The following is a 26,394-nucleotide window of genomic DNA, read 5'->3' as shown; positions in this document are numbered from 1 at the left end:
CCCCAGGTCGTCCGGTCGGGGACATTCAGGGGGCGCTGCGCTCAGTTCCGCACGTCGTTGTGCGGGACGTTCGGAGGGGCCGGATCAGACCGTCAGGGCACGGTCCGTCGGGCGGATCGGGGCCGGCAGGGAGCTGGCGCCGGTCAGGTAGCGGTCCACGCCGCGGGCGGCGGAGCGGCCCTCGGCGATGGCCCAGACGATGAGGGACTGGCCGCGGCCGGCGTCACCGGCGACGAACACGCCGTCGACGTTGGTGGCGAAGTCCGCGTCGCGGGCGATGTTGCCCCGCTCGTCCAGCTCCAGGCCGAACTGCGCGACCAGGCCGTTCTCCACGTCCGTGCCGGTGAAGCCCATCGCGAGCGTGACCAGCTGGGCGGGGATCTTCCGCTCCGTGCCCGGCTTCTGGGTCAGCTTGCCGTCGACGAACTCGACCTCGACGAGGTGGAGGAACTGGACGTTGCCGTCCTCGTCGCCCTCGAAGTGGGTGGTGGAGACGGAGTAGACCCGCTCGCCGCCCTCCTCGTGCGCCGAGGTGACCTTGTAGAGCATGGGGAAGGTCGGCCAGGGCTGGCCGGCGCTGCGCTCCTCGCCCGGCTTCGGCATGATCTCCAGCTGCGTGACCGAGGCCGCGCCCTGGCGGTGCGCCGTGCCGACGCAGTCCGCGCCGGTGTCGCCGCCGCCGATGACGACGACGTGCTTGCCCTCGGCGGTGATCGGCGGGGCCACGAAGTCGCCCTCGACGACCTTGTTGGCGAGCGGCAGGTACTCCATCGCCTGGTGGATGCCGTTCAGCTCCCGGCCCGGGACGGGCAGGTCGCGGGCGGTGGTGGCACCGGCGGCGATGACGACCGCGTCGTACCGGTTGCGCAGCGCCGTCGCCGGCATGTCGCGGCCGATCTCGACGCCCGTGCGGAACTTGGTGCCCTCCGCGCGCATCTGCTCGATGCGGCGGTTGATGTGCCGCTTCTCCATCTTGAACTCGGGGATGCCGTAGCGGAGGAGACCGCCGATGCGGTCGGCCCGCTCGTAGACGGCGACCGTGTGTCCGGCCCGGGTCAGCTGCTGGGCGGCGGCGAGACCGGCCGGGCCGGAGCCGATGACGGCGACGGTCTTGCCGGAGAGGCGCTCGGGCGCCTGCGGCTTGACGTCGTTCGCGTCCCAGGCCTTGTCGATGATGGAGACTTCGACGTTCTTGATGGTGACGGCCGGCTGGTTGATGCCGAGCACGCACGCGGACTCGCACGGTGCCGGGCACAGACGGCCGGTGAACTCCGGGAAGTTGTTGGTGGCGTGCAGGCGCTCCTGCGCCGCCGACCAGTCCTCGCGGTAGGCGTAGTCGTTCCACTCGGGGATCAGGTTCCCGAGGGGACAGCCGTTGTGGCAGAACGGGATGCCGCAGTCCATGCAGCGGCCGGCCTGCTTGCTGATGATCGGCAGCAGGGAGCCGGGGACGTAGACCTCGTTCCAGTCCCTGACGCGCTCGCCCACCGGTCGGGTCTGGGCGACTTCGCGCCCGGTGGTCAGGAAGCCCTTGGGGTCAGCCATGGGACGCAGCCTCCATCATCTTCTCGGTGGTCTCGGCCTCGGAGAGACCGGCGAGCTCAGCGGCGTCCTTGGCGGCGAGCACGGCCTTGTACGTGGTGGGGATGATCTTGCTGAACCGGGCCGCCGCGGCGTCCCAGTCGGCGAGGAGCTTCTCGGCGACCGTGGAGCCGGTCTCCTCGAAGTGGCGGCGCACGACGTCGTGCAGCCAGGTCCGGTCGGTGTCCGACAGGGCCTCGACCGCCTCCAGGTTGCCGGAGTTGACGTTGTCCCGGTCGAGGTCGATCACGTAGGCGACACCGCCCGACATGCCGGCCGCGAAGTTGCGGCCGGTCTCGCCGAGGACGACCGCCGTGCCGCCGGTCATGTACTCGCAGCCGTGGTCGCCCACGCCCTCCGAGACGACCAGGGCGCCGGAGTTGCGGACGCAGAAGCGCTCGCCGGTGCGGCCGCGGAGGAACATCTCGCCGCCGGTCGCGCCGTAGCCGATGGTGTTGCCCGCGATGGTCGAGTACTCGGCCAGGTGGTCGGCGCCCCGGTCCGGGCGGACGATCACACGGCCGCCGGAGAGGCCCTTGCCGACGTAGTCGTTGGCGTCGCCCTCCAGGCGGAGGGTGACACCGGCCGGCAGGAAGGCGCCGAAGGACTGGCCGGCGGAGCCGGTGAAGGTGATGTCGATGGTGTCGGCCGGGAGGCCGGCGCCGCCGAACTTCTTCGTCACCTGGTGGCCGAGCATGGTGCCGACCGTGCGGTTGATGTTGCGGATCGCGACCTGGGCGCGGACCGGCTGGGCCTCCTCGGCGGAGGGCGCGTTCAGGGCCTCGGCGGCGAGCTGGATCAGCTCGTTGTCGAGGGCCTTCTCCAGGCCGTGGTCCTGCTCGATCAGGGCGTGGCGGACCGCGCCCTCGGGCAGCTCGGGCACGTGGAAGAGGGGCTCCAGGTCGAGGCCCTGGGCCTTCCAGTGCGTGACGGCCTTGCTGGTGTCGAGCAGCTCGGCGTGGCCGACGGCCTCTTCGAGGGTGCGGAAGCCCAGCTCGGCGAGGAGCTCGCGGACCTCCTCGGCGATGAACTCGAAGAAGTTGACGACGAACTCGGCCTTGCCGGAGAAGCGGTCGCGCAGGACCGGGTTCTGGGTGGCGATGCCGACCGGGCAGGTGTCGAGGTGGCAGACGCGCATCATGACGCAGCCGGAGACGACGAGCGGCGCGGTCGCGAAACCGAACTCCTCGGCGCCGAGCAGCGCGGCGATGACGACGTCGCGGCCGGTCTTCAGCTGGCCGTCGGTCTGGACGACGATCCGGTCGCGCAGGCCGTTGAGCAGCAGCGTCTGCTGGGTCTCGGCGAGGCCGAGCTCCCAGGGGCCGCCCGCGTGCTTCAGCGAGGTCAGCGGGGAGGCGCCCGTTCCGCCGTCGTGGCCGGAGATGAGGACGACGTCCGCGTGGGCCTTGGAGACACCGGCGGCGACCGTGCCGACGCCGACCTCGGAGACCAGCTTCACGTGGATGCGGGCGACCGGGTTGGCGTTCTTGAGGTCGTGGATCAGCTGGGCCAGGTCCTCGATGGAGTAGATGTCGTGGTGCGGCGGCGGCGAGATGAGGCCGACGCCGGGCGTCGAGTGACGCGTCTTGGCGACCCACGGGTAGACCTTGTGGCCGGGCAGCTGACCGCCCTCGCCGGGCTTGGCGCCCTGGGCCATCTTGATCTGGATGTCGTCGGCGTTGACCAGGTACTCGCTGGTGACGCCGAAGCGGCCGGAGGCGACCTGCTTGATCGCGGAGCGGCGCGCCGGGTCGTACAGGCGCTCCGGGTCCTCCCCGCCCTCACCGGTGTTGGACTTGGCGCCCAGCCGGTTCATGGCGATCGCGAGCGTCTCGTGCGCCTCGCGGGAGATGGAGCCGTACGACATGGCGCCGGTGGAGAAGCGCTTGACGATCTCGGAGACCGGCTCGACCTCGTCGATGGAGATCGGGGTGCGGCCCTCGGTGGCGAAGCCGAAGAGGCCGCGGAGCGTCATGAGGCGCTCGGACTGCTCGTTCACCCGCTCCGTGTACTTCTTGAAGATGTCGTACCGCTTGGTGCGCGTGGCGTGCTGCAGGCGGAAGACGGTCTCCGGGTCGAACAGGTGCGGCTCGCCCTCGCGGCGCCACTGGTACTCGCCGCCGATGTCCAGGGCGCGGTGCGCCGAGGGGACGCCGGAGACGGGGTACGCCTTGGCGTGGCGGGCGGCGACCTCCTTGGCGACGACGTCGAGGCCGGCGCCGCCGATCTTGGTGGCCGTGCCGTTGAAGTACGTGGCGACGAAGGCCTCGTCGAGGCCGACGGCCTCGAAGACCTGGGCGCCGCGGTAGGAGGCGACGGTGGAGATGCCCATCTTGGACATGACCTTGAGGACGCCCTTGCCGAGGGCGTAGATCAGGTTCCGGATGGCCTGCTCGGGCTCCAGGCCCTCGATGAAGGTGCCGGCGCGGACCAGGTCCTCGACGGACTCCATGGCGAGGTACGGGTTGACCGCCGCGGCGCCGTAGCCGATGAGCAGGGCGACGTGGTGGACCTCGCGGACGTCACCGGCCTCGACCAGCAGGCCCACCTTGGTGCGCTGCTTGGTGCGGATGAGGTGGTGGTGGACGGCCGCGGTGAGCAGCAGCGAGGGGATCGGCGCGTGCTCGGCGTCGGAGTGCCGGTCGGAGAGGACGATCAGGCGGGCGCCGCCCTCGATCGCCGCGTCGGCCTCGGCGCAGATGGCCTCGATGCGGGCGGCGAGGGCCTCGCCGCCGCCGGAGACCCGGTAGAGGCCGGAGAGGGTGACGGCCTTCATGCCGGGCATGTCGCCGTCGGCGTTGATGTGGATGAGCTTGGCCAGCTCGTCGTTGTCGATCACCGGGAAGGGCAGGGTGACGCTGCGACACGAGCCGGCGGTGGGCTCGAGCAGGTTGCTGCCGGGGCCGAGCGAGGAGCGCAGCGAGGTCACCAGCTCTTCGCGGATGGCGTCCAGCGGCGGGTTCGTGACCTGCGCGAAGAGCTGCGTGAAGTAGTCGAAGAGCAGCCGCGGGCGGGACGACAGGGCCGCGATGGGCGAGTCCGTGCCCATGGAGCCGATCGGCTCGGCGCCGGTGCGGGCCATCGGCGCGAGGATGACGCGGAGCTCTTCCTCGGTGTAGCCGAAGGTCTGCTGGCGGCGGGTGACCGAGGCGTGGGTGTGCACGATGTGCTCGCGCTCGGGGAGGTCGGAGAGCTCGATCTCGCCGGTCTCCAGCCACTCCGCGTAGGGGTGCTCGGCGGCGAGGGCGGCCTTGATCTCGTCGTCCTCGACGATGCGGTGCTCGGCGGTGTCGACGAGGAACATCTTGCCGGGCTGGAGGCGGCCCTTGCGGACGACCTTGGCGGGGTCGATGTCGAGGACGCCGACCTCGGAGGAGAGGACGACGAGGCCCTCGTCGGTGACCCAGTAGCGGCCGGGGCGCAGGCCGTTGCGGTCGAGGACCGCGCCGACCTGGACGCCGTCGGTGAAGGTGACGCAGGCCGGGCCGTCCCAGGGCTCCATCAGCGTGGAGTGGTACTGGTAGAAGGCGCGGCGGTCGGGGTCCATGGTCTCGTGGTTCTCCCACGCCTCCGGGACCATCATCAGGACCGCGTGCGGCAGGGAGCGGCCGCCGAGGTGGAGGAGTTCCAGGACCTCGTCGAAGGAGGCCGAGTCGGAGGCGTCGGGGGTGCAGATCGGGAAGATCCGCTCCAGCGAGCCCTCGCCGAAGGCGGTGGAGTCGAGCTGCGCCTCGCGGGCGGTCATCCAGTTCCGGTTGCCCTTGACGGTGTTGATCTCACCGTTGTGGGCGACGAAGCGGTACGGGTGGGCCAGCGGCCAGCTCGGGAAGGTGTTGGTGGAGAACCGGGAGTGGACCAGGGCCACGGCGGTGGCGCAGCGGCGGTCCGACAGGTCCGGGAAGAAGGGCTCCAGCTGGCCGGTGGTCAGCATGCCCTTGTAGACGATGGTGCGGGCGGAGAGCGACGGGAAGTACGTCGCGGCCTCGCGCTCGGCGCGCTTGCGCAGGACGAAGGCCTTGCGGTCGAGCGCGATGCCGGTGCTGGTGCCGTCGGCCACGAAGAGCTGGCGGAAGACGGGCATGGTGGCGCGGGCGGAGGCGCCGAGCAGCTCGGGGGCGACGGGGACCTCGCGCCAGCCGAGGACGTTCAGGCCCTCTTCGGCGGCGATGGCCTCGATCGCGGCGACGGTCTCGTCGGTGCCGTCCTCGGGGAGGAAGGCGATGCCGACGGCGTACGCGCCGGCCTCGGGGAGCTCGAATCCGGCGACCTCGCGCAGGAAGGCGTCCGGGACCTGGAGCAGGATGCCGGCGCCGTCGCCGGAGTCGGGCTCGGAGCCGGTGGCGCCGCGGTGCTCGAGGTTGCGCAGTACGGTCAGCGCCTGCTCGACCAGCGCGTGGCTGGCTACACCGGTGAGGGTGGCCACGAACCCGACACCGCAGGCGTCGTGTTCGTTACGGGGGTCGTACATCCCCTGAGCAGCGGGGCGACCGTCCATGGGCGACCAGGCGTCGGAACGCATCGGCTCTCCCGTCGTCGTCGTGGCATATGCAACTGCCGAGGGACGACGTTGGCCCTCCGCGAAATTTCGTGCAGGTTACATGATGGCTGGCTTCTCGCGAAGTGGATAGCTCATTCCAACATGCGGACATCGCCGATACGCAGCGATGGTGTGGGTTCACCTATGGGGTTCACCTGTGGGGGTGCGGCGACAGGAGCTGTCCCGCGGGGACGGATCGAGCCCGGAGGTTCTTCGGGACTCCGGTGACCCGTCACTGGGAGTGGGCTTCGTTGCCCGATGGCGCTCAGGCCTCTTTCCCGTTGGTCACGGGTTCGAAACCGCCGAGTAACCGGCTACTTATGTGGCGTCCCGCATAGTGTCTCATCGCCTCGGTGGATCGGACCAGGGATATACGTCACAGCTGCTTCGAGAGCATATGTGCCGAAAAGGCACCCTGAAAAGACCGAGAGGCCCCCCTCGGGGGCCTCTCGGTCTTCTCCGGAGGTGCGGAATCCGCACCCGTCGGCCACGGAATCCGCACCTGCCCCGGTGGGGCTACAACGCGGCCCCGAAGAGCATGCCGAGCCCGTACGTGACGGCCGCGGCGGCACCGCCCAGGACGAGCTGGCGCATACCGCTGAAGAGCCAGCCGCGGGCGGTCACCCGGGCCACCAGGGCGCCGCAGGCGAAGAGCCCGACGAGCGCGAGCAGCACGGCCGGCCAGAGCGCGGTCGCCCCGAGCAGGTACGGCAGGACGGGGAGGAGCGCGCCGAGCGCGAAGGAGCCGAAGGACGAGACGGCGGCGACCATCGGTGACGGCAGGTCCTCCGGGTCGATGCCGAGCTCCTCGCGGGCGTGGATCTCCAGCGCCTGCTCGGGGTCCTTCGACAGCTGCATCGCGACCTCGCGGGCGAGCGCGGGCTCGACGCCGCGGGAGACGTAGAGGGCGGCGAGCTCCTCCATCTCGTCGACCGGGTGCTTGCGCAACTGGCGGCGCTCGACGTCCAGTTCCGCCTGGACGAGCTCGCGCTGCGAGGCGACGGAGGTGTACTCGCCGGCCGCCATGGAGAAGGCGCCGGCCGCGAGCCCCGCGAGGCCGGTGATGACGACGGTCCCCGAGGAGACCGCGCCGCCGGCGACACCGGTCATCAGGGCGAGGTTCGAGACGAGGCCGTCCATCGCGCCGAACACCGCCGGGCGCAGCCAACCGCCGTTCACGTCGCGGTGCGTGTGGTTGTCGCGGTGGGCCTCGTGCAGTGGTGCCTGAGCTTCGATGATGGACATGGCTCTCCCCTCGTTCCGGCGGGCCGGGTCGCACCCGCCGCCCCCAACACCTCGAAAATACGCCCGATGTAAGGGGCGCGCCAGCAAGCCAGGCCGTACTTACTAAGGCCCGCCTCAGTGAGGGCAACCCAACCTGGCGGGGTGTCAGCCGGGTGACAGAGACGTTTCTTCGGCGAGTTCGCGGCCCGTGGTGGCACAGATCCAGGCATCGGGGCGCCGCTGTCGGCGCCCCCGTCGAGGAAGGGGCGCGAGATGGTGACCAGCACGGCCTGCGACACGCGTGAACGGGCGAGAGGAGCGCTCCTCGGCCTCGCCGTCGGCGACGCGCTCGGCGCGCCCGCCGAGAACATGCGGCCCTCCGAGATCCGCCGCCGCTGGGGCCGCATCGAAGGGTTCGTGACGGACAGCCCGGCGGGCACCGACGACACGGAGTACGCCGTCTTCTCGGGCCTGCTCCTCGCCCGGCACGGCTCCGCCCTCACCGTCCACCACGTCGAACGGGCCTGGCACCACTGGATCGCCGACCTCGACGAGGGCCCCTTCCGCGGGGCGGGCTTCTCCGAACGCGGCACCCTGGAGAACCTCCGCCGCGGCCTGGCGGCCCCCATCTCCGCCCAGCACCGCCACGCGTGGAGCGACGGCCTCGCGATGCGCGCCGCACCCTTCGGGGTCTTCGCCGCCGGACGCCCGGCGGAGGCGGCCCGGCTGGTCGCGATCGACGGCAGCGTCAGCCACGACGGCGAGGGCATCTACGGCGGCCAGGCGGTGGCGGCGGGCGTGGCGGCGGCGATGGCGGGAGCGACGGTCACCTCGGTGATCGCGGCGGCCCTGTCCGTGGTCCCCATGGACTCGTGGACGGCCCGCTCGCTGCGCCGCGCGGTCGTCGCGGCCCAGCGCGTCCAGCCGGACCCGCTCACCCGCGAACGCCAGGTCCGCTCGGCGGTCGTCATCGGCGGCTACCCGTGGACGGACCTGGCGCCGGAGGCGGTGGGCCTGGCGTTCGGCGCGTTCGCGGCGGCCCGGGGCGACTTCCGCACGGCCGTCCTCACCGCCGTCAACATGGGCCGCGACGCCGACACGACGGCGGCGGTGGCGGGCGCCCTGGCGGGCGCGGCGGGCGGGACCGGCGCCATCCCGGAGGAATGGGCCTCGGCCATCGCCCCGGTGACGGGCAGTTGCCTCCCCTCGATGCGCGGCTACCACGTCCTGGACATCGCGGACCTGCTCACGTCGGAGGGAGAGTCCTGATGAACGCGGACCTCAGAACGACGGACGGCGTCGACACCGGCGCCGCAGCCACTGCCGCCGTCACCCCGACTGCCGCGGACACCTCCGCCGCCGCATCGAGCGCCACCCCTGCGACGAGCAACGCCGCCGCCTCCGCTGCGGGCGCCACCCCTGCTGTGGACACCACCTCCGCCGTGGACGCCACCCCCGCTGTGGGCAATCGTCCCGCAGGGCGAGGGGGGTCCCCCCTGCTCGAGCGAAGCCGAGAGCTTGGGGGAGGGTGGGCACAGCCCCCGGTGCCGGGCACCGTCCCGGCGGTCGACGCCCTGCTGCCGGGCACCGTCCCGGCGGTCGACGCCCTCCTGCACCCGGCCCCGGTGCCGGACGGCACACCGGCGACCGACGCCCCGCGGGACCCGGTCCCGGTGCCGGGCACCGCCCCCATGGTCGACGCCCTCCTGCACCCGGCCCCGGTGCCGGGCGGCACGCCGGCGGTCGACGCGCTCCAGCCCCTGGCCCCGGCACCGGCCCCCGGCAGCGCCCCGGCCGTCGACGCGTTCCAGGCCCCCGCACCCGTACGGGGAACCGGCTCCTGGGGCGGCGCCCACGAGGTCCCGGCGCCGGCCGCCCGGGCCAGACCGACCCGCGACAGGGTCGAGGGCCTCCTCCTCGGCATCGCCGCAGGCGACGCCGCCGGCTGGCCCGCCGCACGGCACCGCGCCGCCCGCATGCCCGAATGGACCCGCCGTCTCACCCGCGAACTCGACACCTTCGCCGAGGAGAACGCGACGACCACCCTCCCCGTCCCCATCGCCCTCAACCAACCCCCCGAGCCCCTCCGCCTCGGCCCCTCCGACGACGCCGAGTGGGCGGCCTTCACCGCCGAGGCCGTCCTCGCCGCAGCCGGCCCGGTCTTCGCCGGCCTCCCCCAGGACCGCCGGCTCCGCGCCGCCGTCGACCTCGCCTGGAACGCCCTCGCCGGGCAGATCGCCGCCGCGGCCGACCGCGCCCCGGAGGTCGAGTCGGCCGTGCTCCCCCTCCGCGCCCGGATCTCGGTGCGCGCGGGCCTCGGCAACCTCGCCACCGGCCTGCGCCCTCCGGCGACCGGCCACGACAACCCGCACTACTTCGACGACGCGGCCTGCGTCCGGGCCGCCGTCCTGGCCCTGGTCCACCCGGGCGCCCCCGGCGCAGCCGCCGAACTCGCCGAGTTCGACGCCCGGTACACGCAGGACGGCGACGGCGTCCACGGCGCCCGGGCGACGGCGGCGGCCGTCGCCGCGGCCCTCGGCGGGGCGGCGGTCGACGAGGCCGTCGCGGCGGCGCTCGCCGAACTCCCGCCCGCCACCGAGATCGGCCGCAACGCCCGGCACGCCGTGGAGCTGGCCCGGGCCGCCGACTCGGCCTTCGAGCTCGTCCCGCTCCTGGAGCACCAGATCGTGGACCACGTCTACAGCTACGGCATCGCCGCCGCCGAGACCGTCCCGGTCGCCCTGGCCCTCGCCACCGCCGCCCGGGGCGAGATGACGGCGGCGGTACCGGCCGCCGCCTGCCTCTCCCGGGTCGCCGACTCGGCCCCGGCGCTGGCGGGCGCGCTCACCGGCGCGCTGGGCGGCGGCCGTTCGGTCCCGGCGAGCTGGCGCGAGGCGTGCAGGACGCTCGCGGGCTGCGCGCTGCCCCGGCTCGCGGGCACGGACCTGGTGGAACTCGCCGGGCTGCTGGGAGCCACGGAACCGGCCGCCCCAGGTGGACAATTCCGACATGACACCCACACTGGATGACCGGATCACCGGAAGCCTCCTCGGGGCCGCCGTCGGCGACGCGCTCGGCGGCCCCGTCGAGGGCTACACCCCCGAGCAGATCCTGGAACGCCACGGCGGCCGCGTCACCGGGATCGTCGGCCCCTGGAACGGCGGCGACTGGCGCACCGCCCGCCCCATCGCGCCGTACCACAAGGGCGACGGGCACGTCACCGACGACACCTTGATGACCCACGCGCTGATCCGGGTGTACGAGAAGGTCCGCGGCCACCTCGACGCGTACGCGGTCGCGGACCACCTCGTCCCCGAACTCATGGGCGCCCCCGTCTGGATCCCGGAACTGGAGGCCGAGGCGCTGCCCCTCCAGCGGATCTTCCTCGCCGAGAAGTGGATCGTGACCCGGCTCCACTACGGCCACGTCGACCCGCGCGAGGCCGGCAACGGCAACGTCGTCAACTGCGGGGCGGCGATGTACATGGCGCCCGTCGGCCTGGTCAACGCCGCCCACCCGGCGGCCGCCTACGCCGAGGCGATCGACCTGACGGGCGCGCACCAGTCCTCGTACGGCCGGGAGGCGGCGGGTGTCTTCGCGGCGGCGGTCGCCGCGGCGTGCGCGCCGGGCGCGACACCGGCGTCCGTGGTCGAGACGGCCCTGTCCCTGGCGAAGGACGGCACGCGCGCGGCGATCGAGGCGGTCGCCGAAGTGGCCTCCGTCCACACGGACTTCGAGTCCGCCCTCGCCCCCCTCCGCAGGGCGGTGGCCCCCTTCGACACGGTCGGCCCGGACTACCGCTCCCCCTCCCTCGGCGCCCGCCGCCCCTCCCGTCTCCACGCGATCGAGGAACTCCCGATCGCCCTCGGCATGCTGCTCGTCGGCGAGGGCGACTTCCGGCGTACGGTCCTGGGCGCGGTCAACTACGGCCGCGACTGCGACTCGATCGCCACGATGGCGGGCGCGATCGTGGGCGCGTTGTACGGCGAACAGGCCGTCCCCTCCGAGTGGGCGAAGCAGGTGGCGGAGGCGAGCCGTCTGGACCTGCACGCCCCGGCGAGGGCACTGGCCGCGGTGGCCCGCGAGATCTTCGCCTCGGACACCGCCGCCCGCCGAGCCCACGCATCGGCCTTCGCGACGCTGACGAGCGCGGACCGATGACCCTCCGCGTGACCTGGGTCCAGCCGGAGGACCTGGTGGGCCACGAACTCCGCCAGGCCGCGGAGGACGGGCGGGACGCGGGCGCGGCGGCGGCCCGCTGGAGGGCGGCGGGCGGCCCCCCGGCCCCGGAGTCGGCCGGGGCGTCCCCGACCCCCCGCCCGGACCTCCGCCCCCTGGCGGAAGACCTCCTGGACACCTTGGCGACCCTCCCCTCCCCCCTGTCGGCCCAGGAGCCGACCCCCCTCGCCGAGATCCAGGCGGCAACGGCCCACGACGGACGGCGGGGCGCGGGCCTGCCCGTGGGGCCGGAGCCGGGGGACACCGCCCTGCGCGACCGCCTCCACGCCGCCTGGCTGGGTCGCGCCGTCGGGTGCCTGCTCGGCAAGCCCGTCGAGAAGCTCCCCCTGGCAGCCCTCCGCGCCCTCGCCCGCGCCGCCGGCAACTGGCCCCTCACCACCTGGTTCACCGCCCGCGGCGTCCCTCCGGAGCTGCTCGCCGCGCATCCCTGGAACCGTCGCTCCGCCGCCACCTCCCTCGCCGAGAACATCGACGGCATGCCCGAGGACGACGACCTCAACTACCCCCTCCTCAACCTGCTGCTCCTCCAGCGGTACGGCCGCGACTTCACCACCGCCGACGTCGCCCGCCTCTGGCTCGACGAACTCCCCGCCGGCCGCACCTTCACGGCCGAGCGCGTCGCCTACCGCAACCTCCTGGACGGCGTGGAACCCCCGCTGACCGCCGTCCGCCGCAACCCCTTCCGCGAGTGGATCGGCGCCCAGATCCGGGCCGACGTCCACGGCTGGACCCACCCGGGCGACCCGGTGGCCGCCGCCGCGCAGGCGCACCGGGACGCGGTGCTCACGCACACCGCGAACGGCGTCTACGGTGCCATGTTCGTCGCCGCCGCCCTCGCCGCCGCGGCCACCGGCACCGCCGACGTCCACCAGGCGCTCGCCGCCGGCCTCGCCGTGATCCCGCCGCGCTCGCGCCTGGCGGCGGCCGTCCGGCGGGGCATCGCGTACGCCGAAGCGGAGACCGACTTCGACACCGTCGTCGACCGGCTGCACGCCGAACTCGGCGGGTACCACTGGGTGCATGCCGTCCCCAACGCCGCGCTGCTCGCCGCCGCCCTCACCCACGCCGACGGCGACTTCTCCCGATCCGTCTGCGCGGCGGTCTCGGGCGGCTGGGACACCGACTCCAACGGCGCCACCGCCGGCTCGCTCGCCGGGCTGCTCGCCGGGCATCCGGACCGGCTGCCGGAGCGCTGGACCTCCCCCCTCAAGAACCGGCTCGCGACCTCGGTGCCGTCCTTCGACGGCATCGGCTTCGACACCCTGGCCGAACTGACACACCTGGAGGCAGTACGCCCATGACCAGCATCGTCGTGCTCGGCAGCACGAACATGGATCTCGTCGTCTACGTGCCGAAGGCCCCCGCCCTCGGTGAGACGGTCACCGGCCGCTCCTTCCGTACGATCCCCGGCGGCAAGGGCGCCAACCAGGCCGTCGCCGCCGCCCGCGCGGGCGGCGAGGTGGCGATGATCGGCGCGGTCGGCGCGGACGAGTTCGGGCCCCGGCTCCGCGCCACCCTGGAGCACTGCGCGGTGGACACCGATCTCCTGCGCACCTCCGAGGGCCCCTCCGGCACCGCCCACGTCGTCGTCGACGACGAGGGCCGCAACGCGATCGTCGTCGTCCCCGGCGCCAACGGCACCGTCACCTCCCTCACCCATGGCGACGAGGCCCTCATCGGCACCGCCGACGCCCTGCTCCTCCAGCTCGAACTCCCCCTCTCCGTCGTCGTCGAGGGCGCCGTCACCGCCCGTCGGCTCGGCGTCCGCACCGTCCTCACCCCCGCTCCCGCGCAGCCGCTTCCGCCGGAACTCCTCGCCGCGACCGATCTGTTGGTGCCGAACGAGCACGAGGCCACCGCCCTCACCGGGCTCACCGACCCGCGCGAGGCCGCCCGGGCCCTGCTGCGGGACGTCCCCGAGGTGGTCGTCACGCTGGGCGCGGCCGGCAGCCTGTACGCGGTGCGCGGGGCCGAGCCGATCGCCGTGCCCGCGCCCCGGGTCCGGGCCGTGGACACCACGGGAGCGGGCGACACCTTCGTCGGCGCCCTCGCGGTGGCCCTCGGCGAGGGCCGTCCCGCCCCGGAGGCCCTGGCCTGGGCGCAGACGGCCGCCGCGCTCTCCGTCCGGCGCGAGGGCGCGTCGACCTCGATGCCGTACCGCGTCGAGATCGAGGACGCCTTCCGCTCCCCCGGCACCCTGGAGGCCGACGCCGTATGACCGTCCACGCCCCGGCCACCCCGCCGGACCCCACCGCCGCCGCGCACCCCGCGGCGCCCCTGCACGGACTGCGCGTCCTGGATCTCGCGACCCTCTTCGCCGGCCCCCTCGCCGCCATGATGCTGGGCGACTTCGGGGCCGACGTCGTCAAGGTCGAGCATCCCCGCAAGCCGGATCCGTCCCGTGGCCACGGCCCCGCCAAGGACGGCGTCGGCCTGTGGTGGAAGGTCCTCGGCCGCAACAAGCGGGCGATCACCCTCGACCTGTCCTCACCGGGCGGCCGCGACACCCTCCTCGCCCTCGCCGCCGACGCGGACGTGATCGTGGAGAACTTCCGGCCGGGCACCCTGGAGCGCTGGGGTCTGGGCTGGGAGGAGCTGTCCGCCGTCAACCCGCGTCTGGTCCTGGCCCGGGTCACCGGCTTCGGCCAGTTCGGTCCGTACGCCCACCGTCCCGGCTTCGGCACCCTCGCCGAGGCGATGAGCGGCTTCGCCGCGATCACCGGCGAGCCGGACGGCCCGCCGACCCTGCCTCCCTTCGGCCTCGCCGACTCGATCGCCGCCCTCGCCACGGCGTACGCGGTGATGACCGCGCTCACCGCCAGGACGACGACCGGGCGCGGCCAGGTCGTCGACATGGCGATCATCGAACCGATGCTCTCCGTCATCGGACCCCACCCCCTCTGGTACGACCAGCTCGGTTACGTCCAGCCCCGGACCGGCAACCGCTCCCGCAACAACGCCCCGCGCAACACCTACCGGACCGCCGACGGCTCCTGGGTCGCCGTCTCCACCTCCGCCCAGTCGATCGCCGAGCGGGTGCTGCGGCTCGTCGGCCGTCCGGAGCTGATCGACGAGCCGTGGTTCGCCGACGGCACGGGCCGGGCCGAGCACGCGGACGTCCTCGACGAGGCGGTCGGCGCCTGGATCGCCCGGCGCACCCGCGACGAGGCGATGGCGGCCTTCGAGAAGGCGGAGGCGGCCATCGCCCCCGTCTACGACGTCCGGGACGTCGTGGAGGATCCCCAGTACCGGGCGCTCCGCACCGTGACCGAGGTGGAGGATCCCGAACTCGGCACGATCAAGATGCAGAACGTCCTCTTCCGCCTCTCCGAGACCCCCGGCGCCATCCGCTGGGCCGGCCGGCCGCACGGAGCCGACACCGGCGCCGTCCTCTCCGAACTCGGCCTCACCCCCGCCGAGATCGACGCCCTCCGCGAGCAAGGAGCGGTATGAGCCCCCTCAGCGGCCCCGCGGAGGACGAACGGACGCGTGCCGGCGAACCCGCCGGCGCGCCCTCCCCGGCACGCCCCCTCGCCCCCCTCACCTGGCTGTACGCCCCCGGCGACCGCCCCGAGGTCGTCCGCAAGGCCCTGTCCTCCGGCGCCGACGTCGTGATCGTCGACCTGGAGGACGCGGTGGCCCCGCAGCGCAAGGCGTACGCCCTCGACGCCACGGCCGATCTCCTCGCGGACGTCCACCCCGTCCCGGTCCACGTCCGCGTCCACACCCCGCGCGACATCCCCACCCTGGCCCCCCTCCCCGGCCTCTGCGGTCTCCGTCTACCCAAGGTGACACACGCCACTGACATCCACCGGATCGCCCGCCTCGCCCCGGGCCTGCCCCTCTACCCGCTCCTGGAGAACGCCCTCGCCGTGGAGCACGCCCACGCCATCGCCACCGCCCATCCCTCCGTCCGCGGCATCGCCCTCGGCGAGGCCGACCTCCGCGCCGACCTGGGGGTGCGGGAGGACACCGGCCTGGACTGGCCGCGCGGTCGCGTGGTGGTCGCGGCCCGTGCGGCCGCCCTCCCCCCGCCGGCCCAGTCCGTCCATCCGGACGTCCGCGACCTGGAGGCGCTGGCGGCCGGCTGCGCCCGGGGCCGGGCCATGGGCTTCTTCGGCCGGGCGGCCATCCATCCCCGTCAGCTCCCGGTCATCGAACGCGCCTACTTCCCCACCCCGGAGGAGGTGGAGGCGGCCCGTGAGGTGGTCGAGGCGGCCGCGACCGGGCAGGGCGCCCTCGCCCTGCCCAACGGCCGCTTCGTCGACGCCGCGGTGGTGGAGGGCGCCCACCGGGTCCTCTCCCTCGCCGCCCGCGCCGGCTGACCCGTACCCCCGCACGCGAAAGGGCCGCCGGAACCTCTCGGTCCCGGCGGCCCTCGACGTGCGGCCCGGTCAGCTCTTGGCGGCCGACCCGGCACCGTGACCGGCGCCGTCCCCCTCGGTCTTCCTGGCCTCGTCCTCGGACCCGGCGGTCTTGTCCCCGGGCCCGTCGGCCCGGTCCTCGGCGGTCCCGCCCGTGTCGGCGGTCCCGGTCTCGTCGGCGGCCTCGGTGACCTCGGCGGTCCCGGCGCCCTCGACGGCGTCCGTCTTCCCGGCGGTCCCGGCGGTCTTCTCGGCGGCCCTCGGTTCCACGATCTCCTCGCGGCCCGGCCGGAGGCGGGCCGAGACCACCAGGTAGACGACGGCCAGCAGGCCGACGACGATCGCGGTCCACACGTTGAGCCGCAGGCCCAGGATGTGGTGCGCCTCGTCGACGCGCAGCGCCTCCGTCCACACGCGGCCCGAGCAGTACGCGGCGACGTACAGGGCGAAGGCCCGCCCGTGGCCGAGCTTGAAGCGGCGGTCGGCCCAGATGACGAGGAAGCCGACGGCGACGTTCCACAGGGATTCGTACAGGAAGGTCGGGTGGTAGAGCCCGGCCTCGCGGTTCGTCCCCTCGGTGATCTTCAGGGCCCACGGCACGTCGGTCGGCTTGCCGTAGAGCTCCTGGTTGAACCAGTTGCCCCAGCGGCCGATGGCCTGGGCGAAGGCGATGCCGGGGGCGATGACGTCCGCGTAGACGGGCAGGGAGATCCCGCGCCGACGGCAGCCGATCCAGGCGCCCACCGCGCCGAGCGCGATGGCGCCCCAGATGCCGAGGCCGCCCTCCCAGATCTTGAAGGCGTCGACCCAGTTCTCACCCTCGCTGAAGTACAGCTGGTAGTCGGTGATCACGTGGTAGAGGCGTCCGCCGACGAGGCCGAAGGGCACCGCCCAGACGGCGATGTCGGCCACGGTGCCGGCGGTGCCGCCCCGGGCGATCCAGCGCTTGTTGCCGAGCCAGACGGCGACGAAGACACCGATGATGATGCAGAAGGCATAGCCGCGCAGCGGGATCGGTCCGAGGTGGATCACGCCGGTCGACGGGCTGGGAATGTAGGCAAGGTCCATGACAGGACCGACGCTACCCTGCCGGGAGGGCGGGACGGCAGCCCGCCCGGCAACTTCTGGGTAACCAATCCGGCGCGTCAGCCCGCCGACGGGGAGGCGGTGCCCGGCTTCTTGCCCTTGTTGGCCTCGGCGACCCACTTCTTCAGGTTCGCCGGGGAGATCTGCTCGTTCCCCTTGGTCGGGAAGATCGATTCTCCGTTGAGGAGGACGGACGGGGTGCCGCGGAAGCCGCCGTTCTGGAAGGCCTCGTGCGACTTCTTCACCCAGCCGTCGTGCGTGCCGTCGTTCACGCAGCTGCGGAAGGCCGGCGTGTCGAGCCCCGGCACCTTCGCCGCCAGCTCGATCAGCTTGGCGTTCTTCCCGTAGGCGTCGTCCGTCTCCGGCGGCTGGTTGACGTAGAGCGTGTCGTGGTACGCGGTGAACTTCCCCGCGTCCTGGGCGCACGCCGCCGCGTTCGCCGCGCGCAGCGAGCCGCTGCCGCCCATGTTCCCGTCGATGAGGGTGGCGAGGTGGTAGTCGACCTTGAGCGCGCCGGAGGCCTCCAGCTCGTGGATCGAGTCCCGCATGACGTTCTCGAACTGGGCGCAGGCCGGGCAGCGGAAGTCCTCCCAGACCGCGAGCGTCGACGGGGCGTCCGCCTTGCCCGTGGGGATGGCGGGCTTGCCGTCCTCGTCCGTCGCCGCGGTCGGCGCGACCACCGGTCCCGCCTTGTCCGATCCGCTGTTCTTGTCGCCGCCCGCGGCGATCACGCCGACGACGGCGGCCAGGCCGAGGACGCCGACCACGGCCGCCGACACGATCAGGACGCGTCGCTGCTTCTCACGGGCCTTGTCGCGCTCGCGCTGCTGCTGAAGGCGCTCCCGCGCGCTCCGGTTACCGTCACCACGGTTCTTCTCGCTCACGCCCCAGGCAACGAACCGGGGAGGCACATCCGCGCCTCCCCGGTCCCAGATCCACCCGATCGGGCTACGGGGCGCGGCGGACGCCCTCGGCGAGTTCGGCCGCCAGTTCCCTTACGGCGGTGAGTCCGGCCGCCTCGTCGCCGTCGGCGTCGAGGATCCGCTGCACGAAGGCGGAGCCGACGATGACGCCGTCGGCGAAGCCGGCGACCTCCTTCGCCTGGGTGGCGTTGGAGACGCCGAGCCCGACGCACACCGGCAGTTCGGAGGTGGCGCGGGTGCGGCGGACCAGGTCGGCGGCCTGCTCTCCGACCGACTCGCGGGTGCCGGTGACGCCCATGAGCGAGGCGGCGTAGACGAAGCCGGAGCCGGCGGCGGTGATGGTGGCGAGGCGCTCGTCCTTGCTGCTGGGCGCGACGACGAAGACGGTCGCGAGACCGTGCTTGTCGGCGTGCTCGCGCCAGACGGCGGACTCCTGGACCGGCAGGTCGGGCAGGATGCAGCCCGCGCCGCCGGCCTCGGCGAGCTCCTCGGTGAAGCGCTCGATGCCGTACCGGTCGATCGGGTTCCAGTACGTCATGACGAGGACCGGCTTGCCGGTGGCCTCGTGGGCCTCGCGGACCGTCCGCATGACGTCGGCGATCTTCACGCCGCCGCGCAGCGCGATGTCGTCGGCGGTCTGGATGACCGGCCCGTCGAGGACCGGGTCGCTGTGCGGGAGCCCGACCTCGACCACGTCGGCGCCGCCGTCGAAGACGGCCTTGATCGCGGCGATCCCGCCGTCGACGGTCGGGAAGCCGGCCGGCAGGTACGCGATGAGCGCGGCCCGGTTCTCGGCCTTGGCCTTGGCGAGGGTGTCGCTGAGCAGCTGGATGTTTCCGGTGGTCACTTGGCGTCCCCCTCGATCTCCGCGACGTCGGCGGCGTTCGCGGCCACCTCGGCGTCGGTGTCGTACAGCCCGAAGTAGCGGGCGGCCGTGTCCATGTCCTTGTCGCCGCGCCCGGAGAGGTTCACGAGGAGCAGGGCGTCCTTGCCGAGCTCCTTGCCGACCTCCAGGGCCCCGGCGAGGGCGTGCGCCGACTCGATGGCCGGGATGATGCCCTCGGTACGGGAGAGCAGCCGCAGCGCCTGCATGGCGGCGTCGTCGGTGACGGCGCGGTACTCGCCGCGTCCGCTGTCCTTGAGGTACGCGTGCTCGGGGCCGATGCCGGGGTAGTCGAGTCCGGCGGAGATCGAGTACGGCTCGGTGATCTGGCCCTCCTCGTCCTGGAGGACGTAGGAGCGGGACCCGTGCAGGATGCCGGGCTCGCCGGCGGTGAGGGTGGCCGCGTGCTCGCCGGTCTCGACGCCGTGGCCGGCCGGCTCGCAGCCGATCAGGCGCACGTCCGCGTCCGGGACGAAGGCGTGGAAGAGGCCGATGGCGTTGGAGCCGCCGCCGACGCAGGCGACGGCCGCGTCGGGCAGCCGTCCGGCGCGCTCCAGGATCTGGCGGCGGGCCTCGACGCCGATGACCCGGTGGAAGTCGCGGACCATGGCGGGGAAGGGGTGCGGGCCGGCGACGGTGCCGAACAGGTAGTGCGTCCGGTCCACGTTGGCGACCCAGTCGCGGAAGGCCTCGTTGATGGCGTCCTTGAGGGTGCGGCTGCCGGACTTCACGGCGACGACCTCGGCGCCGAGCATCCGCATCCGGGCCACGTTGAGGGCCTGGCGCTGGGTGTCGATCTCGCCCATGTAGATGGTGCAGTCGAGGCCGAAGAGGGCGCAGGCGGTGGCCGTGGCCACGCCGTGCTGGCCGGCGCCGGTCTCGGCGATGACCCGCGTCTTGCCCATGCGCTTGGTCAGGAGGGCCTGCCCGAGCACGTTGTTGATCTTGTGCGAGCCGGTGTGGTTGAGGTCCTCGCGCTTGAGGAAGATCCGGGCGCCGCCGGCGTGCTCGGCGAACCGGGGCACCTCGGTGAGGGCGCTCGGGCGGCCGGTGTAGTCGACCATCAGGGCGTTGAGCTCGCGGGCGAACTCGGGGTCGGCCTTGGCCTTCTCGTACTCGACGGCGACCTCGTCGACGGCGGCGACGAGGGCCTCCGGGATGAACTTGCCGCCGTAGGCGCCGAAGTAGCCCTCCGGGCTGGGGACCTGGCCTTCCAGGTCCGGGATGAAGAACTCGCTGGACATGCGGATGCTCCTCGCGGGGCGGGTGCGCCCCGGATACGTGGGGTTGGTGGTCACGGTATGCGCGCGACGCACTCACGTACGGCAGCCTCGTCCGTTGTGGACGTGCGTTCCGCCGGGCGGTGCCCGCCCTGGCCCCCGCCCGTTGTGGGCAGTCGTTCCGCTGGGGCAAGGGGGTCCCCCCTGCTCGAGCGAAGCCGAGAGCTTGGGGGAGGGTGGGCACAACGGACCCGCGTCCTTGCCGGCGCCAGAGGCTCCCGCGCCCCGACCCGCACCGGGCTGTGTGCCGCACGTGGGGTGCGGGTTCAGGCGCGGGACGCGGAGGCGCCGCTGAAGGGCGCCGTCCCGTGTGCCCACCCGTCCCGCCCTGCGGGACGATTGCCCACACGGGGGGGGTGGACGGGGGCGCCGCCCGGCGGGGGGCTAGGTGGCGTACGTGAGAATGCGCGCGAGGCGCGGGCGCCATCGCATCCCGTTGACCTGCCCCGGCTCGGAGCCGATCACATAACGGACCCGGCGGCCGTGGACGCGGCGGGCGGGTGCCCGGCAGCCCCGCGGCCGACAGCCGCGGGCCAGCGGGGCGTGCTTGGAGACGGGAGCCGCAGCGGTACGGAGCCGGCTGCGGCGGCCCGGGGCGCCCGCGGGCACGACCGCACCGCCCGGGGCGGTGCCCCGGACGGTCGGCGTGACGCGGACGACGGTCATGGTGCGGTCAGCTCCGCCCGTGGCGGAGCGCCGGGTGGGCGCCGGCGGCGACGAGGTCGGCGACGGCGGCCTTCGGGTCGCGGCCGGTGACGAGGGACTCGCCGACGAGGACCGCGTCGGCGCCCGCGTTGGCGTAGGCGATGAGGTCGTGCGGGCCTCGGACGCCGGACTCGGCGACCTTGACGATGTGCGCGGGGATCTCCGGGGCGACCCGCTCGAAGGTGGAGCGGTCGACCTTGAGGGTCTTGAGGTTGCGCGCGTTGACGCCGATGATGCGGGCGCCCGCGTCGACGGCGCGCTCGACCTCCTCCTCGTCGTGGACCTCGACCAGCGGGGTCAGCCCGATGGACTCGGCACGCTCGATGAGGGAGACCAGCGCCTCCTGCTCCAGGGCGGCGACGATGAGGAGCGCGAGGTCCGCTCCGTACGCCCGCGCCTCCCAGAGCTGGTACGCGGTGACGATGAAGTCCTTGCGCAGCACCGGGATGTCCACCCGGGCGCGGACGGCCTCCAGGTCGGCGAGCGAGCCGCCGAAGCGGCGCTGCTCGGTGAGGACGGAGATGACGGCGGCGCCGCCCGCCTCGTAGTCCGCGGCGAGACCGGCCGGGTCGGCGATCGCGGCGAGCGCCCCCTTGGACGGGCTGGAGCGCTTGACCTCGCAGATCACCTTGACGCCGTCGCCGCGCAGTGCGGCGACTCCGTCCTTGGCCTGCGGCGCCTTTGCGGCGCGCTCCTTGAGCTCGTCGAGGGTGACCCGCGCCTGTCGCTCTGCGAGGTCGGCGCGCACGCCTTCGATGATCTCGTCGAGCACACTCACGCGAGGGGCCCCCTTCCGGGACGGTGACGGTGATGATGAACCAGGTTCAGCCACTTCGATCCTATCCGCAGGACGGCCCGGGAATCGCATCGGCCGGAGACGCGTCCCATCTGCTGGGACTCCCCGGGGGATCCCCGCAGGTGCTCACGGGGCCAGGGCGGAGCCGAAGGGAAGGTTCCGGACCAGGGTGAAGAGGGCGAGGACGACCCCGATCCCCCACCACAGGACCGGGGAGACCGCGAGGCGCATGGGCACCGCGCGGACGGCGCGAACCAGCCAAACGGCCATGACGACGGCGAAGACCACGTAGCCGACGACGGCGAGGGCGTTGTCACCGAGGGCGGTCGGGAGGTCGCCGTGGGCGAAGGCGTGGGCGCTGCGGAGCCCGCCGCAGCCGGGGCAGTAGAGGCCGGTGAAGCGGAAGAGCGGGCAGACGGGGTAGTGCCCGGGTTCGTTGGGGTCGACGGCCCCGACGTAGACGAACGCGGCGACGACCCCGGCGAGGGTGGCGACGGGCGCCGTCAGCCGCCGCGGAAGCGACCGCGCGGGGCCCGTCGGAGGGGCGGGCACGTGGCCCCACCGGGCAGCGGGCTCCTGCGACACGGGCTCCCCGTGCCGACCCCCGGGCCCGAGCGGCACGGGCTCCCCGTACCGGACGCCGGTCCCCGGCGGGGCGGGCGGCCTGTTCGACGTCGTCGGCGATGTCGTCGGAGGCGGACCCGCAGCGCCCGTCAGGGCTGCCCCCTGCGGCGCGGGCGGCGTGGTCGGCGCCGGGGCCGTCAGCGCGGCCCCCGGTGGTGCGGGCGGCGTCTCGGTCCCCCGGGGTGGTGTGGCCGGATTCGGATGGGGGGGTTCACCCGGGCGGGTGGGGGGAGTCTCGGCTTCGGTCGTCGGCTGCGCGTCCACGCGGTGATTCTCGCCGCTGACGCGCGAGGGCGCAGCCCGGCATCGCCGGACCGCGCCCTCGGATGCGGCGTGTCGCGTCAGGCGCGGGCCCGGGCGGTCGTGGTGGCGGCCTCGCGGGCGGCGGCGACTTCGGCGGACTCCTTCGGCATGCCGAGGCCCGCCGCCTTCATCGCGCCGCCGACGATGCCGCCGAGGACGATGACGCCCACACCGGCCCAGAAACCGGGCACGTTGGCGGCCACCATGAAGACGCCGGCGATGCAGAAGCCGATGAAGGAGATGATGACACCGGTCCAGGCGGCCGGGGTGTGTCCGTGGGCGCTGCCCGCCATGAGTTGCTCCTCGTTGCAGTTGCTCGATGGTGAGGTCTCGCGTGCGCGGACACTCGGCGCTCATTGTCCCGCACGCGGGCGCGCGAGGATGAATCGGGGGTGCCCGGACGATCACGCGTCGCGAGCGGAACCGTTCACGCGCCCTGGGTGGGGTCCTCGCCGCGGTCCAGGGCCTTCCACAGGTCCTCGGGCCGGTCGGGGTCGGTCGTGGGGGCCTTGCGGCCGGCGCGCGGGGTGCCGGAGCGCTCGTAGCGGCCGCCCATCGCCGGCCAGTTCTTGCCGAAGCGGAGGGCGAAGAGGCCGGCGAGCAGGATGAGGAGGGCGCCCGCGGCCGTCACGTACGGCCAGACGGTGTGGGTGAGCCCGGCGACGGCGGCGGCGGTGTCGCCGCTGATGCGGGCGGCCTCGGCGTCGAGCGCGGCGCTGTCGGAGGCGCCGAGGAGCGCGGCGAGCGCGGCGCCCGCGCCGCTGAGCGCGAGGAGCGCGGCGACGAGCGTGCGCCCGGTGCGGCGGACGGCGAAGACGGCGAAGAGCGCGGCGAGGCCGACGATCGCGAGGGCGGTCGGCACGCCGGTGACGGTGCCGCCGTCGGCCTCGACGGGGACGCTGCCGCCGCCGACGGACGCGGTGCCCTCCGCCCAGATCTGGCCGGCGGAGAGCAGGACGACGGTGGCGCCGAGGGCGCCGAGGAGGAGGGCCGCGGCCAGGCTGCGGCGGCCGCCGGTGGGGACGGCCGCGCGGGCGGCCCGGGGCTGGGGTACGGGTACGGCACTCACGTACCCCACTATCCCTTACGTGCTCACTTGTCGTTCATCCGGTTGGCGGTGTGGACGGCGCGGAGCACGGCCGCGGCCTTGTTGCGGCACTCGTTGTCCTCGGCGACCGGGTCGGAGTCGGCGACGACACCCGCTCCGGCCTGCACGTACGCCGTTCCGTCGCGGAGCAGGGCGGTGCGGATGGCGATGGCGGTGTCGGCGTCCCCGGCGAAATCGAGATAACCGACACACCCGCCGTAGAGGCCGCGCCGGGAGGGTTCGAGCTCCTCGATGATCTGCATGGCGCGGGGCTTGGGCGCGCCGGAGAGGGTGCCGGCGGGGAAGCAGGCGGTGAGGACGTCGAAGGCGGTCCGGCCCTCGGCGACCTCGCCGGTGACGGTGGAGACGATGTGCATGACGTGCGAGTAGCGCTCGATCGACATGAAGTCGACGACTTCCACGGAGCCGGGCGTGCAGACCCGGCCGAGGTCGTTGCGGCCGAGGTCGACGAGCATGAGGTGCTCGGCGCGTTCCTTGGGGTCGGCGAGGAGTTCCTCGGCGAGGTCGTGGTCCTCCTGCGGGGTGGCGCCGCGGTGCCGGGTGCCGGCGATGGGGTGGAGCATGGCCCGCCCGTCCTCGACCTTGACGAGGGCCTCGGGCGAGGAGCCGACGACGTCGAAGCCGTTCTCGAAGCGGAAGAGGTACATGTACGGGGACGGGTTGGTGGCCCGCAGGACCCGGTACACGTCGAGCGCGGAGGCGGTGCAGGGGGTCTCGAAGCGCTGCGAGGGCACGACCTGGAAGGCCTCGCCCGCGCGGATGCGCTCCTTGATGTCCTCGACGGCGTCCTGGTAGGCCTTTCCGCCCCAGAGGGCGGAGAACTCGGGGAGCTCGGAGGGCGGCAGGGCGGCGGGGGCGGTCTCGGCCGGGCGGGCCAGGTCGGCCTCCATGGCGTCGAGGCGGGCGACGGCGTGCGCGTACGCCTCGTCGACGCCGGTCTCCAGGTCGTTGTGGTTGATCGCGTTGGCGATCAGCAGGACCGAGCCGTCCCAGTGGTCGAGGACCGCGAGGTCGCTGGTGAGGAGCATGGTCAGCTCGGGGAGCTTCAGGTCGTCGCGGCCGTGCTCGCCGATCCTCTCCAGGCGGCGGACGATGTCGTAGCCGAGGTAGCCGACCATGCCGCCGGTGAAGGGCGGCAGACCGCCACCGAGCACTCTGTCGAGGTCGCGCGGGGTGTGGAGGGTCTCCACGGTGGCGCGCAGGGCGGCGAGCGGGTCGCCGTCGACGGGGACGCCGACAGGCGGGGTGCCGAGCCAGTGGGCCTGCCCGTCCTCGACCGTCAGGGTCGCGTCGCTGCGGACCCCGATGAAGGAGTAGCGGGACCAACTGCGGCCGTTCTCCGCGGATTCGAGGAGGAAGGTGCCGGGACGTTCGGCGGCGAGCTTGCGGTAGAGCCCGACCGGGGTGTCGCCGTCCGCGAGGAGCCTGCGGCTGACGGGGATGACGCGGCGATCTGCCGCCAGCTTGCGGAAGGTCTCGAGATCCATGGCACCGGACCTTACTGGGAGACGGGGAGCACGTCGGCGTCGAAGCAGGTGCGGGCGCCGGTGTGGCAGGCGGCGCCGACCTGGTCGACCTTGACGAGGAGGGTGTCGGCGTCGCAGTCGAGGGCGACGGACTTGACGTGCTGGACGTGCCCGGAGGTGTCGCCCTTGACCCAGTACTCGTTGCGGCTGCGGGACCAGTAGGTGCAGCGGCCGGTGGTGAGGGTGCGGTGGAGGGCCTCGTCATCCATCCAGCCCAGCATCAGCACCTCACCCGTGTCGTACTGCTGGGCGATGGCGGGGACCAGGCCGTCGGGGCTGCGCTTGAGGCGGGCGGCGATGGCCGGGTCGAGGTCACTGGGGGTCCGGGGCGTGCTGCTCATGGGGCCATTGTGCCGCGCTCCGGGGCGGTGTCCGGCCGGGCGTCCACTGGGCGGACCGGGCGGGCCGGTCGTACGCTGGCGGGCATGTCGACCCATGCGAAACGTGAACGGCTTCTGCTCGCCGATCTGTTGGAGGCGGCGGGCCCGGACGCCCCGACGCTCTGCGAGGGCTGGCGGACCCGGGACCTCGCGGCCCACGTGGTGGTGCGGGAGCGGCGTCCGGACGCGGCGGCGGGGACGCTCGTGCCGGTGCTGAAGGAACGGCTCGACCGGGTGCAGGCGGAGTTCGCCGACAAGCCGTACGAGGAGCTGATCCGGCTCATCCGTACGGGCCCGCCGCGGTTCTCGCCGTTCACCATCAAGCAGGTGGACGAGGGGGCGAACGTCGTCGAGTTCTACGTGCACGCGGAGGACGTGCGCCGTGCCCAGCCCGACTGGTCGGCCCGTGAGCTGGACCCGGTCTTCGCGGACGCCCTCTGGTCCCGGCTGGAGCGGATGGCCCGGATCCTCGGCCGCAGGGCCCCGGTGGGCCTGGTGCTGCGCCGTCCGAACGGGCAGACGGCGGTGGCGCACCGGGGCACCCCGGTGGTGACGGCCTCCGGGGAACCGGGCGAGCTGATGATGTACCTGTACGGCCGCCAGGACGTGGCGAAGGTGGCGCTGGAGGGCGAACCGGAGGCGATCGAGCGGCTGCGGGAGACGAAGCAGCTGGGGATCTAGGGGCGCCCGGCCCGATCGGCGGGGCACCCTCCGGTGGGGGGGGTTGGGGGGGGGGGGGGGGCGGCGGCCGCCCCCCCCCCGCCCCCCCCCCCCCCCCCGGGGGGCCCCCGGGCGGGGGGGGGGGGGCCGCGCGCGGGGGGCGCCCCCCCCGCGG

At 73.7% G+C, this 26,394-nt stretch carries 22 protein-coding genes; 8 read left to right on the top strand and 14 right to left on the bottom strand.

Annotation, left to right across the window (positions count from 1 at the left end; all coding sequences use genetic code 11):
• Window positions 1–84 precede the first annotated feature (84 nt).
• The 3 genes from ACIGW4_RS35005 to ACIGW4_RS34995 form a co-directional block, all read right to left on the bottom strand.
• The gene (locus tag ACIGW4_RS35005; RefSeq protein ID WP_123451300.1) at window positions 85–1,545 is read right to left on the bottom strand and encodes a glutamate synthase subunit beta; all 1,461 of its coding nucleotides are present in this window, start codon (window positions 1,543–1,545) and stop codon (window positions 85–87) included.
• A complete protein-coding gene (gene gltB / locus ACIGW4_RS35000) occupies window positions 1,538–6,100 on the bottom strand; it encodes a glutamate synthase large subunit (protein WP_123451302.1) in 4,563 nt (1,520 codons plus the stop codon). Before gltB ends, ACIGW4_RS35005 begins: the two co-directional genes overlap by 8 nt.
• 534 nt (window positions 6,101–6,634) lie before the next feature.
• Window positions 6,635–7,363: a VIT1/CCC1 transporter family protein gene (locus ACIGW4_RS34995; protein ID WP_123451305.1), complete on the bottom strand. Its 729-nt coding sequence runs from the start codon at window positions 7,361–7,363 to the stop codon at window positions 6,635–6,637.
• A 252-nt stretch (window positions 7,364–7,615) separates the two neighbouring features.
• On the opposite strand from ACIGW4_RS34995, the gene ACIGW4_RS34990 reads away from it, so the two are divergent.
• From ACIGW4_RS34990 to ACIGW4_RS34960, 7 genes are all read left to right on the top strand, one after another.
• Window positions 7,616–8,611, top strand: a complete 996-nt coding sequence (locus ACIGW4_RS34990; RefSeq protein WP_123451307.1) for an ADP-ribosylglycohydrolase family protein — start codon at window positions 7,616–7,618, stop codon at window positions 8,609–8,611.
• Window positions 8,612–8,886: 275 nt separating this feature from the next.
• Window positions 8,887–10,371, top strand: coding sequence for an ADP-ribosylglycohydrolase family protein (locus tag ACIGW4_RS34985; RefSeq protein ID WP_399585515.1), 1,485 nt, complete (start codon window positions 8,887–8,889; stop codon window positions 10,369–10,371).
• On the top strand, window positions 10,352–11,503 hold the full coding sequence (locus ACIGW4_RS34980) for an ADP-ribosylglycohydrolase family protein (protein ID WP_399585512.1): 1,152 nt from the start codon (window positions 10,352–10,354) through the stop codon (window positions 11,501–11,503). The genes ACIGW4_RS34985 and ACIGW4_RS34980 overlap by 20 nt, the downstream gene beginning before the upstream one ends.
• Window positions 11,500–12,882: an ADP-ribosylglycohydrolase family protein gene (locus ACIGW4_RS34975; RefSeq protein ID WP_399585510.1), complete on the top strand. Its 1,383-nt coding sequence runs from the start codon at window positions 11,500–11,502 to the stop codon at window positions 12,880–12,882. The genes ACIGW4_RS34980 and ACIGW4_RS34975 overlap by 4 nt, the downstream gene beginning before the upstream one ends.
• On the top strand, window positions 12,879–13,799 hold the full coding sequence (gene rbsK, locus ACIGW4_RS34970) for a ribokinase (RefSeq protein WP_399585507.1): 921 nt from the start codon (window positions 12,879–12,881) through the stop codon (window positions 13,797–13,799). The genes ACIGW4_RS34975 and rbsK overlap by 4 nt, the downstream gene beginning before the upstream one ends.
• The gene (locus ACIGW4_RS34965) at window positions 13,796–15,034 is read left to right on the top strand and encodes a CaiB/BaiF CoA-transferase family protein (protein ID WP_123451317.1); all 1,239 of its coding nucleotides are present in this window, start codon (window positions 13,796–13,798) and stop codon (window positions 15,032–15,034) included. Before rbsK ends, ACIGW4_RS34965 begins: the two co-directional genes overlap by 4 nt.
• On the top strand, window positions 15,031–15,906 hold the full coding sequence (locus ACIGW4_RS34960) for an HpcH/HpaI aldolase/citrate lyase family protein (RefSeq protein ID WP_398712645.1): 876 nt from the start codon (window positions 15,031–15,033) through the stop codon (window positions 15,904–15,906). The genes ACIGW4_RS34965 and ACIGW4_RS34960 overlap by 4 nt, the downstream gene beginning before the upstream one ends.
• 69 nt (window positions 15,907–15,975) lie before the next feature.
• On the opposite strand, the gene lgt is transcribed toward ACIGW4_RS34960, so the two are convergent.
• The 11 genes from lgt to hisI all read right to left on the bottom strand — a co-directional run bounded on the left by lgt (window position 15,976) and on the right by hisI (window position 25,520).
• A complete protein-coding gene (gene lgt / locus ACIGW4_RS34955) occupies window positions 15,976–17,013 on the bottom strand; it encodes a prolipoprotein diacylglyceryl transferase (RefSeq protein WP_398712647.1) in 1,038 nt (345 codons plus the stop codon).
• 77 nt (window positions 17,014–17,090) lie between these two features.
• Window positions 17,091–17,915, bottom strand: a complete 825-nt coding sequence (locus tag ACIGW4_RS34950; RefSeq protein WP_123451323.1) for a thioredoxin domain-containing protein — start codon at window positions 17,913–17,915, stop codon at window positions 17,091–17,093.
• A 64-nt stretch (window positions 17,916–17,979) separates the two neighbouring features.
• Window positions 17,980–18,801 (bottom strand): tryptophan synthase subunit alpha, encoded by an 822-nt coding sequence (gene trpA, locus ACIGW4_RS34945; RefSeq protein ID WP_123451325.1) that lies wholly within the window; start codon window positions 18,799–18,801, stop codon window positions 17,980–17,982.
• Window positions 18,798–20,081: a tryptophan synthase subunit beta gene (gene trpB, locus ACIGW4_RS34940; protein ID WP_123451327.1), complete on the bottom strand. Its 1,284-nt coding sequence runs from the start codon at window positions 20,079–20,081 to the stop codon at window positions 18,798–18,800. Before trpB ends, trpA begins: the two co-directional genes overlap by 4 nt.
• Before the next feature lie 420 nt (window positions 20,082–20,501).
• Complete coding sequence (gene trpM, locus ACIGW4_RS34935; protein ID WP_398712712.1) at window positions 20,502–20,726, bottom strand: tryptophan biosynthesis modulator TrpM; 225 nt, start codon at window positions 20,724–20,726, stop codon at window positions 20,502–20,504.
• Between the two features lie 64 nt (window positions 20,727–20,790).
• A complete protein-coding gene (gene trpC, locus ACIGW4_RS34930; RefSeq protein ID WP_123451331.1) occupies window positions 20,791–21,600 on the bottom strand; it encodes an indole-3-glycerol phosphate synthase TrpC in 810 nt (269 codons plus the stop codon).
• 144 nt (window positions 21,601–21,744) lie between these two features.
• On the bottom strand, window positions 21,745–22,203 hold the full coding sequence (locus tag ACIGW4_RS34925; protein WP_398712650.1) for a DUF2752 domain-containing protein: 459 nt from the start codon (window positions 22,201–22,203) through the stop codon (window positions 21,745–21,747).
• Between the two features lie 380 nt (window positions 22,204–22,583).
• Window positions 22,584–22,838, bottom strand: coding sequence for an HGxxPAAW family protein (locus tag ACIGW4_RS34920; protein ID WP_123451335.1), 255 nt, complete (start codon window positions 22,836–22,838; stop codon window positions 22,584–22,586).
• A 134-nt stretch (window positions 22,839–22,972) separates the two neighbouring features.
• Window positions 22,973–23,623: a TIGR02234 family membrane protein gene (locus tag ACIGW4_RS34915; protein ID WP_123451337.1), complete on the bottom strand. Its 651-nt coding sequence runs from the start codon at window positions 23,621–23,623 to the stop codon at window positions 22,973–22,975.
• Between the two features lie 14 nt (window positions 23,624–23,637).
• Window positions 23,638–25,140, bottom strand: a complete 1,503-nt coding sequence (locus ACIGW4_RS34910) for an anthranilate synthase component I (protein ID WP_123451339.1) — start codon at window positions 25,138–25,140, stop codon at window positions 23,638–23,640.
• A gap of 11 nt (window positions 25,141–25,151) precedes the next feature.
• The gene (hisI, locus tag ACIGW4_RS34905) at window positions 25,152–25,520 is read right to left on the bottom strand and encodes a phosphoribosyl-AMP cyclohydrolase (protein ID WP_123451341.1); all 369 of its coding nucleotides are present in this window, start codon (window positions 25,518–25,520) and stop codon (window positions 25,152–25,154) included.
• 84 nt (window positions 25,521–25,604) lie between these two features.
• Here hisI and ACIGW4_RS34900 point away from each other — a divergent pair, with 84 nt between their 5' ends.
• Entirely contained in the window at window positions 25,605–26,240 is a 636-nt protein-coding gene (locus ACIGW4_RS34900) for a TIGR03085 family metal-binding protein (RefSeq protein ID WP_123451343.1), read from the top strand.
• The last annotated feature ends 154 nt before the right edge of the window (window positions 26,241–26,394 follow it).

The sequence above is a fragment of the Streptomyces sp. NPDC053513 genome (assembly GCF_044544765.1).
Taxonomy (GTDB): domain Bacteria; phylum Actinomycetota; class Actinomycetes; order Streptomycetales; family Streptomycetaceae; genus Streptomyces; species Streptomyces litmocidini.
This window is presented reverse-complemented; position numbering and strand designations above follow the sequence as displayed.

Excerpts from the sequence above, each read along its gene's own strand:
- ACIGW4_RS35005 (WP_123451300.1), bottom strand. The coding sequence starts at position 1,545 with ATGGCTGACCCCAAGGGCTTCCTGACCACCGGGCGCGAAGTCGCCCAG.
- gltB (WP_123451302.1), bottom strand. The coding sequence starts at position 6,100 with ATGCGTTCCGACGCCTGGTCGCCCATGGACGGTCGCCCCGCTGCTCAG.
- ACIGW4_RS34995 (WP_123451305.1), bottom strand. The coding sequence starts at position 7,363 with ATGTCCATCATCGAAGCTCAGGCACCACTGCACGAGGCCCACCGCGAC.
- ACIGW4_RS34990 (WP_123451307.1), top strand. The coding sequence starts at position 7,616 with ATGGTGACCAGCACGGCCTGCGACACGCGTGAACGGGCGAGAGGAGCG.
- ACIGW4_RS34980 (WP_399585512.1), top strand. The coding sequence starts at position 10,352 with ATGACACCCACACTGGATGACCGGATCACCGGAAGCCTCCTCGGGGCC.
- ACIGW4_RS34975 (WP_399585510.1), top strand. The coding sequence starts at position 11,500 with ATGACCCTCCGCGTGACCTGGGTCCAGCCGGAGGACCTGGTGGGCCAC.
- rbsK (WP_399585507.1), top strand. The coding sequence starts at position 12,879 with ATGACCAGCATCGTCGTGCTCGGCAGCACGAACATGGATCTCGTCGTC.
- ACIGW4_RS34965 (WP_123451317.1), top strand. The coding sequence starts at position 13,796 with ATGACCGTCCACGCCCCGGCCACCCCGCCGGACCCCACCGCCGCCGCG.
- ACIGW4_RS34960 (WP_398712645.1), top strand. The coding sequence starts at position 15,031 with ATGAGCCCCCTCAGCGGCCCCGCGGAGGACGAACGGACGCGTGCCGGC.
- lgt (WP_398712647.1), bottom strand. The coding sequence starts at position 17,013 with ATGGACCTTGCCTACATTCCCAGCCCGTCGACCGGCGTGATCCACCTC.
- trpB (WP_123451327.1), bottom strand. The coding sequence starts at position 20,081 with ATGTCCAGCGAGTTCTTCATCCCGGACCTGGAAGGCCAGGTCCCCAGC.
- ACIGW4_RS34920 (WP_123451335.1), bottom strand. The coding sequence starts at position 22,838 with ATGGCGGGCAGCGCCCACGGACACACCCCGGCCGCCTGGACCGGTGTC.
- ACIGW4_RS34910 (WP_123451339.1), bottom strand. The coding sequence starts at position 25,140 with ATGGATCTCGAGACCTTCCGCAAGCTGGCGGCAGATCGCCGCGTCATC.
- hisI (WP_123451341.1), bottom strand. The coding sequence starts at position 25,520 with ATGAGCAGCACGCCCCGGACCCCCAGTGACCTCGACCCGGCCATCGCC.
- ACIGW4_RS34900 (WP_123451343.1), top strand. The coding sequence starts at position 25,605 with ATGTCGACCCATGCGAAACGTGAACGGCTTCTGCTCGCCGATCTGTTG.